The organism is Moritella sp. F3 (assembly GCF_015082335.1).
Lineage (GTDB): Bacteria > Pseudomonadota > Gammaproteobacteria > Enterobacterales > Moritellaceae > Moritella.
Genome location: NZ_BLRL01000011.1, coordinates 20,641 through 38,427 on the forward strand (window position 1 = coordinate 20,641; position 17,787 = coordinate 38,427).

General features: G+C 40.2%; 17 protein-coding genes. 10 read left to right on the forward strand and 7 right to left on the reverse strand.

Going from position 1 to position 17,787, the window contains the following annotated elements:
* Positions 1 to 2 precede the first annotated feature (2 nt).
* On the reverse strand, positions 3 to 1,343 hold the full coding sequence (locus tag JFU56_RS16515; RefSeq protein WP_198438372.1) for a Na(+)-translocating NADH-quinone reductase subunit A: 1,341 nt from the start codon (positions 1,341 to 1,343) through the stop codon (positions 3 to 5).
* A gap of 423 nt (positions 1,344 to 1,766) precedes the next feature.
* Positions 1,767 to 2,078 carry a BolA family transcriptional regulator gene (locus tag JFU56_RS16520; protein WP_198438373.1) on the reverse strand — a complete coding sequence of 104 codons (312 nt, stop codon included), beginning with the start codon at positions 2,076 to 2,078 and terminating at the stop codon, positions 1,767 to 1,769.
* Between the two features lie 74 nt (positions 2,079 to 2,152).
* On the opposite strand from JFU56_RS16520, the gene JFU56_RS16525 reads away from it, so the two are divergent.
* On the forward strand, positions 2,153 to 3,280 hold the full coding sequence (locus tag JFU56_RS16525; protein WP_198438374.1) for a methyltransferase: 1,128 nt from the start codon (positions 2,153 to 2,155) through the stop codon (positions 3,278 to 3,280).
* 1 nt (position 3,281) lies between these two features.
* Complete coding sequence (locus JFU56_RS16530) at positions 3,282 to 3,842, forward strand: YajG family lipoprotein (protein ID WP_198438375.1); 561 nt, start codon at positions 3,282 to 3,284, stop codon at positions 3,840 to 3,842.
* Positions 3,843 to 3,976: 134 nt separating this feature from the next.
* Here the strand turns inward: JFU56_RS16530 and JFU56_RS16535 are convergent, their stop codons facing one another.
* Positions 3,977 to 4,501 carry a peptidylprolyl isomerase gene (locus tag JFU56_RS16535; RefSeq protein WP_198438376.1) on the reverse strand — a complete coding sequence of 175 codons (525 nt, stop codon included), beginning with the start codon at positions 4,499 to 4,501 and terminating at the stop codon, positions 3,977 to 3,979.
* A 341-nt stretch (positions 4,502 to 4,842) separates the two neighbouring features.
* On the opposite strand from JFU56_RS16535, the gene JFU56_RS16540 reads away from it, so the two are divergent.
* Both JFU56_RS16540 and JFU56_RS16545 read left to right on the forward strand, forming a co-directional pair.
* Positions 4,843 to 5,184, forward strand: coding sequence for a hypothetical protein (locus JFU56_RS16540; RefSeq protein WP_198438377.1), 342 nt, complete (start codon positions 4,843 to 4,845; stop codon positions 5,182 to 5,184).
* A gap of 123 nt (positions 5,185 to 5,307) precedes the next feature.
* Positions 5,308 to 6,687 carry an MFS transporter gene (locus JFU56_RS16545; RefSeq protein WP_242065990.1) on the forward strand — a complete coding sequence of 460 codons (1,380 nt, stop codon included), beginning with the start codon at positions 5,308 to 5,310 and terminating at the stop codon, positions 6,685 to 6,687.
* 117 nt (positions 6,688 to 6,804) lie between these two features.
* Here the strand turns inward: JFU56_RS16545 and JFU56_RS16550 are convergent, their stop codons facing one another.
* Positions 6,805 to 7,287, reverse strand: a complete 483-nt coding sequence (locus JFU56_RS16550) for a YajQ family cyclic di-GMP-binding protein (RefSeq protein ID WP_198438473.1) — start codon at positions 7,285 to 7,287, stop codon at positions 6,805 to 6,807.
* 248 nt (positions 7,288 to 7,535) lie between these two features.
* On the opposite strand from JFU56_RS16550, the gene JFU56_RS16555 reads away from it, so the two are divergent.
* Positions 7,536 to 7,883 carry a VanZ family protein gene (locus tag JFU56_RS16555; RefSeq protein ID WP_198438378.1) on the forward strand — a complete coding sequence of 116 codons (348 nt, stop codon included), beginning with the start codon at positions 7,536 to 7,538 and terminating at the stop codon, positions 7,881 to 7,883.
* Entirely contained in the window at positions 7,876 to 8,778 is a 903-nt protein-coding gene (locus JFU56_RS16560; protein ID WP_198438379.1) for a ketopantoate reductase family protein, read from the forward strand. The genes JFU56_RS16555 and JFU56_RS16560 overlap by 8 nt, the downstream gene beginning before the upstream one ends.
* 104 nt (positions 8,779 to 8,882) lie before the next feature.
* Here JFU56_RS16560 and thiI read toward each other — a convergent pair whose 3' ends face one another.
* Positions 8,883 to 10,337 carry a tRNA uracil 4-sulfurtransferase ThiI gene (gene thiI / locus JFU56_RS16565; protein ID WP_198438380.1) on the reverse strand — a complete coding sequence of 485 codons (1,455 nt, stop codon included), beginning with the start codon at positions 10,335 to 10,337 and terminating at the stop codon, positions 8,883 to 8,885.
* A 176-nt stretch (positions 10,338 to 10,513) separates the two neighbouring features.
* A complete protein-coding gene (locus JFU56_RS16570) occupies positions 10,514 to 11,749 on the reverse strand; it encodes a DNA ligase (RefSeq protein WP_198438381.1) in 1,236 nt (411 codons plus the stop codon).
* A gap of 326 nt (positions 11,750 to 12,075) precedes the next feature.
* On the opposite strand from JFU56_RS16570, the gene JFU56_RS16575 reads away from it, so the two are divergent.
* Positions 12,076 to 12,285, forward strand: a complete 210-nt coding sequence (locus JFU56_RS16575; protein WP_242065991.1) for a thymidylate kinase — start codon at positions 12,076 to 12,078, stop codon at positions 12,283 to 12,285.
* 149 nt (positions 12,286 to 12,434) lie between these two features.
* On the opposite strand, the gene JFU56_RS16580 is transcribed toward JFU56_RS16575, so the two are convergent.
* Positions 12,435 to 12,941 (reverse strand): hypothetical protein, encoded by a 507-nt coding sequence (locus JFU56_RS16580; RefSeq protein WP_242065992.1) that lies wholly within the window; start codon positions 12,939 to 12,941, stop codon positions 12,435 to 12,437.
* A 330-nt stretch (positions 12,942 to 13,271) separates the two neighbouring features.
* Between JFU56_RS16580 and leuS the strand changes: the two genes are divergently transcribed.
* The 3 genes from leuS (at position 13,272) to holA (ending at position 17,756) form a co-directional block, all read left to right on the forward strand.
* Positions 13,272 to 15,863, forward strand: coding sequence for a leucine--tRNA ligase (gene leuS / locus JFU56_RS16585; RefSeq protein ID WP_198438383.1), 2,592 nt, complete (start codon positions 13,272 to 13,274; stop codon positions 15,861 to 15,863).
* A 187-nt stretch (positions 15,864 to 16,050) separates the two neighbouring features.
* On the forward strand, positions 16,051 to 16,719 hold the full coding sequence (gene lptE, locus JFU56_RS16590; protein WP_198438384.1) for an LPS assembly lipoprotein LptE: 669 nt from the start codon (positions 16,051 to 16,053) through the stop codon (positions 16,717 to 16,719).
* Complete coding sequence (gene holA / locus JFU56_RS16595) at positions 16,719 to 17,756, forward strand: DNA polymerase III subunit delta (protein WP_198438385.1); 1,038 nt, start codon at positions 16,719 to 16,721, stop codon at positions 17,754 to 17,756. The genes lptE and holA overlap by 1 nt, the downstream gene beginning before the upstream one ends.
* Positions 17,757 to 17,787: the final 31 nt, after the last annotated feature.

A 17,787-nucleotide genomic window follows, 5' to 3' on the forward strand; every position in this document is an offset into this window, starting at 1 on the left:
GCTTAACCTTCCTTCTCAATTGTCGTTAGACAATCACGTAGAATTGGACCAAAGTCGTACTTACCTGGGCAAGAGAAAGTACATAACGCTAAATCTTCTTCGTCTAATTCAAGACAACCTAACGTAATCGCTTCATCTGTGTCACCAGTTACTAACGAGCGTAGTAACATAGTAGGTAAGATATCTAATGGCATAACGCGCTCGTAGTTACCCATAGGCATCATTGCACGATCACTACCACCAGTGGTTGTAGTAAAGTTGAATTGACGTGCACGATTGAATGCAGAGGTAAATACGTTAGCAACTGAGAATTTGTCACTACCAGGTTTCATGTAACCTAGGAATTCCTTCTCACGACCTTCAGCTAAAGCACTGATTTGGTTGTGATAACGACCAAGATAAGCATTTACTGTGTAAGCTTGAACACCAGATAATACAGAACCTGAAATAACACGGTTTTCACCAGCGTTAAGTTCACTTGCAGTTAATTCTGTAATTGATGCGCCTAGACGAGTGCTAATCAAACGAGGTTTTTTCACAGCAGGGCCTGCTAATGAAATAACACGGTCAGTATGTAATTCACCTGTAGTGAACAACTTACCGAAAGCAATAACGTCTTGGTAGCCAATAGACCAAACAGTACGTTTAGTACCAGCTGATTCTAATAAATGAATATGTGTACCAGCAAGACCAGCAGGATGAGGACCAGCAAAAGCTTGCTCTTCAACATTTGATGCTGCTGATTTAGGTAATGTACCTTCTGCTTTACAAACGTAAACTTTACCGCTTGTTAAGTGAGAGATAACATTTAAACCATCAACAAATGCATCGCTGTTTTGATTAATAATTAATGCAGCATCTGCAGCAAGTGGATTTGTGTCCATCGCTGTAATAAAGATTGCTGATGCATTACTATCAATTGCAGGAACACGGCTAAATGGACGAGTGCGTAATGCAGTCCATAAACCTGAGTCTACAAGATTGGTAACCACGGTGTCGCGGTCAAGATTAGCAATTTCAGCTGATGCAACTTGAGCAAATTTCTCACTCTCGTTACCATCTACGTCAATCACTACCGATTGTAAGATCCGCTTAGCACCACGGTTAACTTCAGCAATTGTTCCTGCAGCGAAGGCAGTATATTTAACGCCTGGGGTCTTTTTGTCTTCAAAAAGAACCTGACCTTTCTTAACACGATCACCAACTTTAACACTCATTGTTGGGCGCATTCCAATATACTCTTCACCTAGAACAGCAACTCGTTTGATAGCAGGGCCATCATGAATTACTTGCTCAGGTTTACCTGCGATAGGTAGATCCAGTCCTTTTTTTATCGTAATCATACTCACATGCACTACTTTTTTTAGGAAGATAAAGAACACTTTTGCCAGTAAAAATCACACACGCGAATACCAATTAATGAGTATTCACAAAGTGGTGTGGTTTCGTTAACAAAAAATTTGGGGTTATTCTAGCACTTATTTAAGATGATTGCTCGCACTTCATCGAGTAACTGCCTCGAATAAGGCAAAGTTTTAAACAGGTCTAAAGATATAAATATAATCAAATTAAAACAGTAACTTAAAAATTTAAAACTGAAATAATGTTAAACATTTAAACAAAATAAGCGGTTTTGTTACGCTGATTTTAGTCAGATATAACGATATCTTTACTAATTAAAACAAAATCTTTAAAAATTAACATGCACTTACAACCAGTAACATTATACAGATCATTTTTGGCATTCATGATTAATCAATTAAAAGCTAACCAAGGCAATCTGGCGACTCGGGTACGCTTTGATCTTGATCATGTTTTTTAGCCCATTGTGCGGGTGTATAGGCATGAATTGATAATGCATGAATACCCGCTTCAAATTGGGCAACTAATGCAGCGTTCACCATACGATGACGTGCGATCAACATTTTACCGTCAAATTCGCTTGTTACTATCACCACTGAAAAATGAATTTCACTACCTGGTGGCACATTATGCTTATGGCTATCACAAACCACCTCTAAATGTTGAATATCAAAACTCGCCAATAATTGCTGTTGAATATCGTTACCTAATGACATTTAAAAACCTCTTCTTTATATATTTAGTAAAATAACAGTGTAAAATACACGATCAACCTTAAATGGAACACACTATGAACACTGAACTATCTCTTGAAAGTACCGAATTATCTTTGTACCGCTACCCTAAACGTAGTGTTGAACAACTGCAAGCTTGGGACTCAGCGGATGAGTATATAATTAATACTGTTGCTGACTTAACACTTGCTGAACAATCTTCAGTACTTATCTTTAATGATAGTTTTGGTGCATTAACTTGTGCTTACAATCAGCACCAAGTAACAGCCGTGAGTGATTCATGGATCAGCCATGCCGCTATTGCACAAAACATGGATGAAAACGAACTAAACACTGAACAACTAACGGTTCAAGACTGCCTTGCTTCATTACCGACTAAAGTTGATTTGGTGCTAATTAAGATCCCACGTACTTTATCTTTATTAGAACATCAATTAGCAATGCTTAGCCACGTAGTGACTGCAGATACTAAAATTATCGCAGGTGCAAAAGCGAAAGATATCCATAATTCAACGTTAGCCTTGTTTGAAAAATATCTTGGTGAAACGAAGACATCGTTAGCTAAGAAAAAATCACGTCTTATCTTTGCCACTATCGCAGAAGCAAAAGCGTTAGAAGTACCAGCACCTGCAAGCTGGGATGTAGCAAAAACAAATATCACTCTGTCTAACCACGCGAACGTATTCTCACGTAACAACTTAGATATCGGTGGTAACTTCTTTATGCAGCATTTACCAAAAGGTGAATACCAGCATATTATCGATCTAGGTTGTGGTAACGGTATTATCGGTATCACGGCAGCACGCTTAAACCCACAAGCTAAGATCACGTTTGTTGATGAGTCATTTATGGCCATTGCATCAGCAAAAGAAAACGTAGCAGCAAACGTTAAAGGTCATGAACCTGAAATTGATTTCTTGGTTAACAACTGCTTATACGATTATGAACCACACAGTGTTGATTTAGTATTGTGTAACCCTCCGTTCCACCAAGAAAAAGCAATTACCGACCATATCGCATGGCAAATGTTTAAAGATGCGCATCGTGCATTAGCATGGGGCGGCGCACTTTACATTGTCGGTAACCGCCATCTTGATTACCATATTAAACTTGAACGTTTATTTGATAATCATGAAGTTATTGCATCAAATGCTAAATTCGTCATTATTAAGGCACAAAAATAATATGCTTAAAAAACTACTATTAAGTACAAGCTTAGTATTATTAACAGCTTGCGCTAGTGCGCCTCAGCAAGTAAATATTACAGCCGAGCCAGCACAGTTAACAACGCAATATAGCGACACTCAGGTAACGCTATCAAGCAAAGATATACGTGATGCGAACTACTTAATTGCCGTGCATAAAGTCGGTGAACCTGCGCAGTTACTGAATAACAAAGGCTCACTAATAAACCTAACGACTGCGAAACTGCAACAAGGTTGGGAACAGCAAGGCTTAGTATTTTCGCCACAAGCTGACATCGCGATTAATCTTGAACTGCAAACAGCAAGAATAAATGTGCAGCAAGATAGCTTTGAGCATCAAGCGGAATCAACGTTAATGCTGATCGTATCAATTAAAAATAAAGATCAAACCCTGACGAAACAATTTCGCAGTGCGTCAACGTTAACTGGTGCGTTTGGTCCATCAATGAGTGATTTAGAAGCTAAATTTTCTCAACAATTATCATCATTACTAAACGATGTATTTAATGATCAACAGATCCGTGACTATTTAGCACGCTAGTTAGCCATTCAATATAACGAAAAGTAATAGATAACATAAAAAGCCTCGCTGGTGATTTAATATAAGATCACCAGCGAGGCTTTTTTATTTGTGCAATACCAATACAGTAGACTCACTACTATCTAACAGGACCTTTATTTCAAGATCGTCACACTTTCAATGACTATATCAGTCAGTGGTACATCACTGTAATACTGCTTCTTACCTGTTGGCTGCTTTGCCATTTTATCAACCACATCCATACCTTGTATTACGCGACCGAATACTGCATAACCAGCTTGTGAAGGCTGTGAACCAGAACGATTTAAAAAGTTATTGTCTTTCAAGTTAATGAAAAATTGTGACGTGGCTGAATTGGGATTATTCGTACGTGCTAACGCTAATGTACCACGTTCATTACTTAATCCATTGCTCGCTTCATTGATAACTGGCTTGCCTGAAGTCTGCTTGTCCATATTCGTTTTAAAGCCACCTGTTTGCGCCATAAAACCAGGAATTACACGGTGAAAAATAATACCGCTATAAAAATCGCTTTCAACATAGTTGATAAAGTTGGCAACAGACACTGGAGCTTTTTCTGCATATAACTCAACAGTAATATCGCCTAAGTTGGTTTTAATTAAGGCTTTAGTCTCTGCGGCAAAGGCTGTATTAAGCATGAATATTGAGCTTAGAATTAAGAGTGATTTAGTAAAAAAATGATTAAGTCGCATAGTATAAGTTCCATTCAGTTATAAACATAAGCGTATTTTAGTTACTATATCAGATGTTTGCTGCAGATACTCAAACCACTTCAAAGTATAGTCGGCAAAAATTCAACTACATTCTTTATACTTAACAGCTAAAATGCTATTCATATTTAATGTGAAATTTAGACATATTTAATTTTTGAGACGATTCACAGTTTTCTCATTAATCTGCATTAACAATACGCTTATTAATGACAGTTGAATATTTTAGTCTAGGATTGAAAATAGGACTAACAAATGAGGAGATTTGCATGGAAGCGAAAAAGTTCATTGACGAGAAATCTGATGTTTTAGCTAAATATCTCGACTTTTTTCTAATGAGACAACTCAGTTATAGCCAGTTAAACCATTTTCTTTGGGAAACATTAAGAGAATGGGATGACTTAGCTATTTTTGATGAGTCGACAGATAGTTGTAAAGAGCAAGTGTTTTGGTTCTTGCTATTTGAGCTAAAAAGTTGGTCAAGCCAACAGATTTTTGCCAACCGTATATTGCGCCAAAAATTACACACTGGTGCCTTATTCTTACAAGGTCAAGGAGTTAAACCATACAACTGTATTGGTATTAGACCTATAACGGAATACTTGGACTAATTTCGCTAGCGCGATTTAAAATAAATAAATCGATTAAGCCAAGCCCAGTATGCAGTCGGGCTTATTTAATTCATAAAAATACGGTAGTATCAGCAAACACTTACGTTAGATGGATTGCTGACATTGCCTACTTTTCTTCAAACCTTATCTATTTACCTTAATCCCCGTGTACTGTTTATGGGATTATTTGGGTTTTCCTCAGGATTACCACTCCTACTCGTGTTTTCGACACTGTCATTTTGGTTACGTGAAGCAGGTGTCGACCGTGCCAGCATAGGTTTCTTTAGCTGGATAGCACTTACCTATAGCTTTAAATGGGCCTGGTCACCTTTAATCGATCAATTCCGATTACCTTGGCTGCACAATAAATTAGGACGACGTAGAAGTTGGCTCTTATTTACACAAGTCGTGATCATTAGCATGCTGCTGATTATGGCGACTCAAGATCCTCAGCACAGCGTCACGTTATTTATCATCGCATCGCTTGGTTTAGCGATTGCGTCAGCGACCCAAGATGTCGTTGTCGATGCCTTTCGTATTGAGAGTGCAGATACACGCTTGCAAGGTGCCATGGCGGCAACCTATATGACAGGTTATCGCCTCGCGATGATTGTTGCTGGTGCTGGTTCACTCGCTATTGCAGCATTCTATGATAACAGCGCAATTTATAACGCATCTGCGTGGCAGTTTGCTTATGCATCTATGGCTCTGTTTATGCTATTTGGTGTCTTTGCGACCCTACTCTCTAAAGAACCCGTCGCTAAACATAAAGTACAAGCCGTACATAATATACGTGAGTTTCTTATTACCGGTATCGTCAAACCCCTTACCGATCTATTTCAACGTTATGGCAAAACCTGCCTGATATTATTAGCTATTGTTATCACGTATCGTATCAGTGATATTGTCATGGGGATCATGGCAAATCCTTTTTATGTCGACATGGGTTATTCAAAAGCTGAAGTGGCTGCGATTTCAAAGATATTTGGCGTGATAATGACACTCGTAGGGGCTGGATTAGGTGGACTGCTCGTCAGTAGCTTAGGTCTACTCTCAACATTATTACTTGGCGGGGTACTTTCAGCCTTAACCAACGTCCTGTTTCATTGGATGGCAGGTAGTGCAGCAACTACACAGGTAATGACGGTACTTGCTTTCATCGCGCCAGATACATGGTTACAAACACAAGATCCAGCTCAGCTATTATTAACCCTCGTAATCAGTGCTGACAACCTCAGTGCAGGGATAGCGACCTGTGCATTTGTGGTCTTTTTATCGCGACTAACCAACACCCAATTTACCGCAACACAATATGCACTATTTTCATCGATTATGGTATTGTTGCCTAAATTTATAGCCGGGTTCTCAGGGGTTGCAGTTGATGCATGGGATTACTCAACCTTCTTTATTGGTACGGCCGCAATCGGTATCATCCCTATCATATTTATTGTAGTGCTGATTTACATGCAAATGAATAATCGCTTTAAATGGGTTGAATCTTAGACTGGGCATAAGGCAGGAAAAGATAAAAAAAAGCCCAGTGTGTATAAACAGACTGGGCTTAATGTACTTATATGACACGACTTAGAACAAATAAGCCTCTATATAAGTCACTGTATATTAGTCACGAAAGTTATCAAACTGGAACGGTTGACCTAGTTCAGCAGTTTTAATATGTTGCATCACAGCTTGTAAATCATCACGCTTTTTACCAACAACACGCACTTTGTCGCCTTGAATTGATACTTGTACTTTCAGCTTGCTATCTTTAATTGATTTAACAACTTTTTTAGCAATTGCGCCTTCGATACCTTGTAAAAATTCAATGTCTGCGCTGCAAGTTTTACCTGAAAACTCAGTTTTACCTACACTCATTGAAGATGAGTCAATATTACGCTTAACTAAAGCGCCACGTAAAATATCAGCCATTTGGCGAAGTTGCATATCTTCATCTGTACGCATTTTTACTTTTTCTTTAATTAATTCAAAGCTTGCATCAACACCACGGAAATCAAAGCGAGTGCTTAATTCACGGTTTGCGTTATCAGTTGCGTTTTTCACTTCAACCATGTCAACTTCAGAAACAATATCAAATTGCGGCATCATCATATCCTATCATTTATAATGGTCTGATTATCTAATAGATGATAGCTGTAATTCAACCCTTAACTACGCAAGTAAGCCACTCCTTTGCATTAAGTAACGATTATTAGACGTTATACGTATAGCATCGCTGCCACCAGCAGGTATATTCACGTGAATAAATAAAAACAGTCGCTAAGCACCGGGGAACTAAATACAATAAATAAACGACTATAATGATATTAGGCTCCATTTTTGTTGAGATTGGCATGGCATTAAGCAAACATACATTTTGGTTTCGGCTACTATTAGTCATCGTCCTATTCGCGATCTGTATTCTTGCTTTTGGTAAACCTGCGACTGATATCCCCCAATTAAGCTACGACAAGCTAAATCACTTCATCGCCTTTGTGACACTAGCTTTGCTGTTTGATTACAGCTTCCCACACAGGACTATCACGCTGTTTATTACATTACTGGGATTTGGTATTTTCATTGAGTTCATTCAAGGTATGATACCCGGTCGCACAACCAGTCATTGGGATATTATCGCCGACTTAGTCGGTATAACCAGTTACTTAATTCTTCAACCATTACGAGCAAAAATACATGGCTAATTGGAACATTCTTGGCGCAGGTGCTATCGGGCACTTCTTTGCAGAAAAATTATTAAAGTCAGGTCAACATGCCGCATTTGTTTTACGCCCCGAGAGTGAATCTCATATTCGTAGTTTTAGTTTTGAAAACTTAAGCGGCGAAAACACCAGTAATACAGTGATGGCTCAAGGCCAACTCACACCTAAATGTGACTTTTTACTGGTCACGCTAAAAGCTCAAGATGTATTGCCTGCACTGACCTTGCTGCAGTCACAAATTGATAAGCATTGCTGTCTCGTGTTATTACATAATGGGATGGGGACAGCAGAACAAACAGAAAAATTGTTCCCACGTAACGCGATCATGGTCGGTACGACATCCAATGGGGTCTTGAAATTATCGGCTGATCATATTCGCCATACTGGCGCTGGTGTTACTTGGTTAGGGCCATTTAATAATCAAGCTAAACGCTATAAAGACATTGCGACACAGGTATCTGCATTGGAAGAGTTAAGTTGGTGTGATGATATTCGCGAGAAACTCTGGCTTAAACTCGTGATTAACTGCGCAATAAATCCATTAACCGCGATTCATCAGTGCAAGAACGGTGAGTTGGCGAGTGCAGCCTTACACCCACAGGTAATTAATATTGTGCAAGAGTTAGCGCTTGTGTGTGAAAAAGCCCGCTTACCTTGGTCTTATACCGAACTACAAGCACAAGTGGATAATGTGATAGCACGTACTGCTGAAAACTATTCTTCAATGCATCAAGATTGTCACTTTAATCGCCAGACCGAAATTGACTACATTACTGGCTATGTGTTGAAAGTAGCAAATGCTTATAGTATTCCAGTGCCTTCGAACCAAGCCTTGTATGAACAAATAAAACAGCAAGAAACTGGTAACTCTCGTTAAAGTAGAATCTAGCGTATATCACGATCAAAAAAGCCAGCAATCTCTTGCTGGCTTTCATCAATCACTATAGGCAAAGTTAGATCTTAACCCTGCCTAAGTTATTATTAAGGACGATATACTTTTACGTTACCGTAGCCTTTTTCGATCAGGTATAGCGCTTGCAGCTTACTCATCACACCGCGATCACAGTATAATAAGTAAGTTTTGTCTTGATCTAACTCGCCAAACTGGTTGCCAAGTTTGAAGAAAGGCATGTGCTTAACTTCAAGTCCATTCACTTCAAGCGGTGAATCTTCAACTTCATCGATACTACGAATATCTAAGATCACTTCGTTTGCTGCAATTTCAGTTACTGCTTCAACATCGCTTACTTGCTCTTGTGTTTCTTCTGCAATTTGACGGATATCCATCACATTTGCAGCCATCACCACTTGATCAATCAAGCTCATGTCAAATTTAGCTTCTTCCGCTTCGATCTTCTCTTTCACTGCTTTAACTGTTGGCTTGTTTGAGATAACACCACAGTATTCAGGAATTGTTTCAGAGAATTCAGCTGTACCAATTTTACGTGCCGTATCAATGATGTCTTGCTTATCAGCAACAATCAATGGACGTAAGATCAAAGTATCGGTTACTGAATCGATTAATGATAAGTTACGGATAGTTTGGCTTGATACTTGGCCTACTGCTTCACCAGTCACTAACGCTTCAATACCTAAACGCTCAGCAACTTTAGATGCAGCACGCATCATCATACGTTTTAGTACCACACCCATTTGCGAGTTATCTACTTTTTCTAAGATCTCTGCAACAATAGGATCGAACGGTACGCTAACAAATTTAACTTTGTGTGATGAGCTATATTTGTTCCACAAGAAGTATGAAATTTGCTTCACACCAATCTCATGCGCATCGCCACCAAGATTGAAGAAACAGAAATGCGTACGACTACCACGTTTAATCGTTAAGTAGCTTGATACCGCCGAATCAAAGCCGCCTGACATTAATGATAGAACATCTTCTTGTCCAGCCATTGGGAAACCACCCAGACCTTCGTGGCGTTCAGTCACTAAATAAAGCTTTTCGTGTTCAACTTCAATTTTAATTGTTTCTTGTGGTTTTCTTAGTTTAACGCCAGCGGCATCAGTATGCTGATTTAAGCCACCGCCAACATAGCGTTCTAAGTCAATCGAAGTAAAGTCATGTTTACCATTACGTTTTGCACGTACACAGAATGTTTTACCCGCAAGCAAGTCTTTATAAACAGGCAATGCTTGTTGGAAAATATCATCAAGATCGGTAAAAGTAGATTCGTGTACTTCTAATGAATGGGCAATACCCGGAGTATTTTTTAATACTTCACGATAAAATTCGCGGTTTTTATCACTGTCGTCGGTAGTACGAACAACAATTTTATCCCATTCTAGGATCACGCGCGCATGTTCGTCTTCACGACGTAAAATATTACGTAAACTCGACTGCAGCATTTTACTAAAACGCTGACGTACGGATTTACTTTTCATCATTACTTCTGGGAATATTTTTACAATAAATTTCATGGTTTTGCCTACATCATAGTTCAAACAAACAGTTGGCCCAGCATTTCATCGCGCTGGGTGTTTAGCTGATATATTCGATTAACTTAAATCAAAATAAAAAACGGGCGCATCTTTTAGATGAGCCCGTTCCTGTTGCTGGTCAGCAGTATACTCAAAATGCCTAAATATGCAAGATGCTAACGCTGGCTGACTAACCGAGTTAATTGCGGAATTGCATTCCCTACCAGTTCAATTTCGACTTGACTGCCCACTTCAATCTTAGATTGTATTAACCAAGGTTGCGAGCGCCCCGATACACGAGTGACCTGATGTCCCGACAGCGCTAATGGTTGTACATGCACGACGGGGGTGACTCGCCCGCTTTTCCCCACTTGGTAAGTAATATCAACAACGTTACTTAAACCTTTGGGCCCGGTGAACTTTAGCGCCAGCGCCCACCGAGGAGCATGCTGAGTTTGACCATATTCGTACTGCTGCGCCCTACTGGCCAATTTGATCACTATGCCATCAAGTAATAGCGTCTTTGTGCGTTGATAATATGCTAACCAATCATCGATATCTTGGGCTCTATCAATGGTATGACTCATCTTCGACATATCCGAAAAACCCAACATAGCCAACTGGGCTAAACTCATCACCTCATTTTTATATGGGCTATCAACCCAACGCCAAGGCATAAAGCGCAAGCTCATGATATCTGCTTGCTTGGGCGATGACTGACTAGCGATGCCTGCAGTCATATGACGAGAAGACACATATTTTCCGCGGTGCTGCCAATCATGTTGTTCAACATACAACTCACCATGAATAACTAACGTATGTGGATAAGCGATAATACTGTCGACAGCATTACTGCGGAGCATCAAGGCTAATAAATCACGCCCTTGTTTACCATTACCGCGACTGGATGCACTCACTAGCATGCCTTTTTCATAAACCAGTTCAACCGCCATGCCATCAATCTTAGGCTGGATAAGTAATTGCTGATCTTGATGGCGTTGGTAGAATTTATCAACGAGATTTCTTTCTCGTACCGAGTTTAAACTGAGCATCTGTTCTCGATGCCGTTGCCGTTCATTATATCGAACGCCCTCACTACCCAGCTGGGTTAATACTGGCGATAAACAATCTGATAGCACCGCCAGTTCATCGACTAATAAGTCAAACTCCCCATCATGTAGCAATGGCGCCTTTCCGGCATAATAAATTTGTCGGTGTTTAATAATTTGGGCTTCTAGATAATTAATACGGTGCTGATTTAGGACACTTGGACAACGAGAATGAACATCGACACCGGCAGTCGATACCTTATCTGATGATGATTCAATTGATAATGCCGCTTCCGCGGCCAACAATTGCTGTGTACTTGACACCAATAATGATGCGAATAATGAAGAAAGGCGTATAAACATCCGAGTTCCAATCAAATATGGTCATACTACTCAGTATGATAAAGATAATGGAAGTGCTCTGATTAATTTGATAGCGGGGCAATGAAACGTCGAGGAGAGTAAGTTTCAAGTACTGTTTATGGGGCTACATCACAGATTAAAGACTCAATTAATACATATTGACGAGGCTTATTTATAAGGTTCATTTACAGGATTTTTTACAATGCTTTTTACAATATTTATACCATGTATTATTGAACTTGCTTAACCATCAACTACACTAAGGTTATAATTCCCCAAGTTCTGGTTTGAGAGGTATTACCATGCAACTTTCCGATATCAAAAGCATGTATCACAGACATGAGTTAGTCGAAGCAATTGTGGAGCCATCATTGGTTGCTAATGGCTGGATAGTGGAATTTAAGTCCGATAATGGCGATATCATTCCACTCACCGACTTTAGTGGTCACGAGAAGTGTTACCGAAATTTGGATATTGCGACAGCAACGGCACAGCAGGTCGGATTTCCAAACGTCAGAATAGGTGAGATGTTCTAACAGTTATATCACTATAATCACTTGCCAAGCCTACAGTACTAACATCACCGACGATGGTCAGCTTTAAGCTAAACTGACCATTTATGTATTCACGCCTTCACCTTCTATATTAAGCTGAAAAAGTTAAGGGTAAAAATTAAGATAAGCAATTAAGGTGCAAAACCTTCACGCATAAACTCGTCGCCGTCGCAACTTGCACAAGAAAGGACTGTGGCTGGATGGAATAGCTCTTTTTGATAACCACAACGTACACACGTCAGTAAACCAAAACCAACTTCGTCACCGGTAGTATAGCGGCCTTGATGTACTAAATCATCACCAACCTCAGTCCATTCTACTTGAGTTTTGTCGGTAATAGATGCCAAAGCACTCCAAGTTATTTTGTCCCAGGCTTGATACCAGGCCGACAACTTGAAGCTACTGACACTCGTCTGATAATCTTTATTCAGCTCACCCATATCATGGCGGATATAGGCGGATGCTTCCGTTAATTCTTTTTTAGTTAAATCCCCAGCAGCACCTAAGTAAGCTTCAGCTTTAAGTACAAATCGTTGTGTAAAATCATTACCCATAAATTGTTTCCTCCCCTTATAGCTCAGAGGGTGTACAGATAAGTAACGAACGGTGTTTTGATATTGAGTATTGAGCTTAGCCATATAAACCTCCGAATTAATGTAATAACCGTTAACTGGTATTTATTAATAAAACGTCATCTATATTGATCTGTAAACACGATCCACATCCAGCAATAACTTACACTTTGTAAACATAAAACAGCTATTGCTATAGCTTAAGTATATGCCAAAATGCCCAGCCAACAAGCGGTCTGCATCACATAGTTTCCTTGTAAAAGCGGCGGTTCTGCATTATCAGTCAGGAAATCTTATCGCTATCTGCAAATGAAACTTGTTGCCCTCTCTGTGCTAAGGTATTCTATGGCAAAATTTTGTTTCTAAATCCTACCAAGAACAGACTGGATATTACCCATGCAAGAACAATATACTCCAAGCAGTATCGAACCTCAGGTTCAACAACACTGGCACGAAAATAAGACATTCGAAGTACATAACGACGAAACGAAAGAAAAATTCTACTGCTTGTCTATGTTCCCATACCCAAGTGGTCGCCTGCACATGGGCCATGTACGTAACTATACAATTGGTGATGTGATTGCACGTTTCCAACGTATGCAAGGCAAAAACGTATTACAACCTATCGGTTGGGATGCATTTGGTCTACCAGCTGAAAATGCAGCAATCAAGAACAACACTGCACCTGCGCCTTGGACATATGAAAACATCGACTACATGAAAGGTCAGCTAACGTCTTTAGGCTTTGGTTATGACTGGAACCGTGAAATCGCAACATGTACTCCAGAATACTACCGTTGGGAACAAGAGTTCTTCACTAAACTTTACAGCAAAGGCTTGGTTTACAAGAAGACTTCATCAGTTAACTGGTGTCCAAACGATGAAACTGTACTTGCTAACGAACAAGTAAATGACGGTTGCTGCTGGCGTTGTGATACCCCGGTAGAACAAAAAGAAATTCCACAGTGGTTCATTAAGATCACTGAATATGCAGACGAGCTACTATCATCTATTGATGATCTTGACGGCTGGCCTGAGCAAGTTAAAACGATGCAACGTAACTGGATCGGTCGCAGCGAAGGCATCGAACTAGACTTCGCCGTTGAAGGTCAAAGTGACGAGCTAAGCAAATTATCTGTATACACAACACGTCCAGACACAGTAATGGGTGTTACGTATGTAGGTATCGCAGCAGGTCACCCACTTGCAGAGCAAGCAGCATTAACAAACCCAGCACTAGCAGAATTCAACCTTGAATGTAAAAACATGAAAGTGGCTGAAGCTGATCTAGAAAAAATGGAAAAGAAAGGCATGGCTACTGGCCTATACGCTATTCATCCATTAAATGGTCGTAAAGTACCTGTATACGTAGCAAACTTCGTATTAATGGGTTACGGCACTGGCGCTGTTATGGCGGTTCCTGCTCATGACCAACGTGACTATGAATTCGCAACAAAATACGGCATCGATATCGTACCTGTAATCAAACCTAGCGATGGTAGCGAGCTAGACGTATCTGAAGTAGCATTCACTGAAAAAGGTGTATTGTTTAACTCAGGTGAATTCGACGGTTTAGAATTTGGCGCAGCAGTAGATGCAATCGCAGCTAAATTAGAAGCAAATGGTCAAGGCACCAAGAAAGTTAACTTCCGTCTACGTGACTGGGGTGTTTCTCGCCAACGCTATTGGGGTGCTCCAATCCCGATGTTGACACTTGAAGACGGTTCAGTTGTACCAACACCTGCAGACCAACTTCCAGTGATCTTACCTGAAGACGTGAAAATGGACGGCATTCAAAGTCCTATTAAAGCGGATTTAGAGTGGGCTAAAACAACATACAACGGTCAACCTGCACTACGTGAAACAGATACTTTCGATACCTTCATGGAATCGTCTTGGTATTATGCACGTTACTGTAGCGCAACATCAGAAACTGAAATGCTTAACCGCGAAGATGCAAATCATTGGTTACCAGTAGATCAGTATGTTGGTGGTATTGAACACGCATGTATGCATTTATTATATGCACGTTTCTTCCATAAATTGCTACGCGATGAGCAAATGGTTGATAGCAACGAACCGTTCAAACGTCTACTTTGTCAAGGTATGGTACTTGCTGATGCATACTACTACACTAACGAAAACGGCGGCCGTGTTTGGGTTTCTCCATTAGATGTAACTGTTGAGCGTGACGAAAAAGGTCAACCAACTAAATACATCGACAATGAAGGCAATGAACTTGTTTATACTGGCATGACTAAAATGTCTAAGTCTAAAAACAACGGTATTGACCCACAAACAATGATCGAACGTTTTGGTGCTGATACAGTACGTCTATTCATGATGTTTGCAGCACCAGCTGACCAAACCCTAGAATGGCAAGACTCGGCAGTAGAAGGCGCGCACCGTTTCCTACGTCGTATTTGGACGCTAGCTTACAACCACATCAGTAAAAGTGACGTTGTAGCGTTAGATGTTGCAGCGCTTAACGGTAAACAAAAAGAGCTACGTCGCGAGATCCATAAAACAATTGCTAAAGTATCTGATGATATCGAACGTCGTCAAACGTTCAACACTGCAATCGCATCAGTTATGGAACTAATGAACAAGCTAACTAAAGCACCTCAAGAAGCAGAGCAAGATCGCGCTCTACTTCAAGAAGCATTAGTTGCTGTTGTTCGTTTACTTGCACCAATTACTCCGCATATCTGTTTTGAACTGTGGAACAAGTTAGGTCAAGAAGGCAACATCGATGAAGCACTTTGGCCAGTAGCAGATCAAGCAGCAATGGTTGAATCTGAAAAACTAATCATTGTACAAGTGAACGGTAAACTGCGTGCTAAATTAACAGTACCAGCCGACGCAACACGTGAATCTGTTGAAGCATTAGCAAATGCAGATGAGAACGTAACTAAGTTCACTGACGGCAAAACAGTACGTAAGGTAATTTTCGTACCAGGTAAACTACTGAACATTGTAGCCAACTAAGTTAGAAACTTAACAACAAACTTCAGTAACGAACACTGTTAAGGAACGATGTTTAATTAACAGTGTTAACTGACTAATTGTAAGCCCTATATTCTGCTTTTATTCTTATAGTAGTGTATAGGGCTTTTTTGTTTTTCGATTACGTGTAAAATTAACCACAATTAACTTATCTATTTTGTAGGCAAAAATGAGCGCATCGGCACTGACTCCACGTTTTATTCGACTAATTTGCATCTTCTTAGTAACTGCAGTGCTTGGCGGCTGCGGCTTCCATTTAAAAAATGGCAGCGGAATTCCCCCTGAATTACGAAATCTAACCTTAGTATCGAGTAAGTATTCCGATCTCACTCGCCTAATCAAAAAAGAATTACGCTACAACCAAATTAATCTCGTTGTACCGACAGTCACGAGCACGGAATCGCTAACCACAGAAAGTGATAACACCTCAGATGATATGAGTGAAGATTCAACCCAAACTAAAATTACTGCGATGGATCCAGCATTATTAAACTCGCAAACACCGATACTCCGAATCATGTCCGAAAGCACCGGCTCACGTACTGTATCACTCTACTCTGACGCCACGGCTGCGGAATATGAACTCAGCTACGTCCTCAAAATGGAAGTGCGCTTGCCAAATCAAGACCCTCAGTATTTTACTGTTGCACTGCAGCGTGACCAGTTAAATAACTCGCAAGAAGCACTTGCCCGTTCACGTGAAGCTGAATTATTAACTCGAGAACTACGTGAAGCAGCGGCACAACAGGTTGTTCGTACACTAAGCCAAGTTGTTATTAACCCACAAACAACTGGCGATCGCGATGAAGAACCAGCTATCATATTTGAAGCTAACTAATGCGCGTTTATCCAGAACAGCTCGATCAGTACTTAAAAACTGAAATCAAACCCTGCTATTTAATCTTTGGCGAAGAACCATTGTTAAAAATGGAAGCCATTGAGCAGATTAAAATAGCCGCTAAAAAAGTCGGCTTTGATGAACACCATAAATTTCACGCCGAACCAACCATGGATTGGCCTAGTGTGTTTAATGCATGCCAATCCATGTCGCTGTTTTCTAGCCGTCAGACAGTTGAACTCATTTTTGACAAACGACCGACAAAAGAAGACATAAGCCAACTTAATGATTTATTTAAGCTGCTTAACCCTGATCTGATTATCATCATCAGCGGCCCTTACTTAACCAAAGCACAACAGAATGCCAAGTGGTTTACGCAGTATTTCAAAAATGCGCTGTTCATCCCTGTCGGCCATCCTGAAGGACGTTTTTTTGCTAACTGGATGCGCCATCGTCTAAAACGCGCCAACCTTGAAGCACAAGCAGATGTGATCACCCTACTTTGTCGTAGTTTTGAAGGTAATTTATTAGCCGCTAAGCAAGAGATTGATAAATTATCCCTGCTCCATCCAGGTCAAACGCTTACCTTAGCGCAGCTACAAGCATCGATTACCCAGCACTCACACTTTAGTAGCTTTCAGCTGGTTGATGCGCTACTTGCCGGTAAAGTAAATCGAGGTCAACGGATCCTGCAGCAATTACAGGCTGAAGGTGTTGATCCGATTATCATCAACTGGGGACTAAACAAAGAAATTAATCAGCTTTATCATTACAGCTTGATGCAACAGCAAGGCCTATCTGTTATCGACGAAATGAAAAAGCAGCGCTTATGGACTGGCCGCCAGCAGATTATTAACGCCTGCTTGAGCCGGTTATCACTAAGTAAAATTGAACAAATGTTAGTACTTTGTTCTAGTGTTGATAGCGCGATCAAAACCAGTACCAGTATTGATCCTTGGTTGTCATTACAAATGTTAAGTATCAGTTTCGCTGACTCGACCTTGCTTCCAAATTTTCACCATTCCGAAATCAAATAGTTGCCGAGATATAGACACTAAATGATTTTTT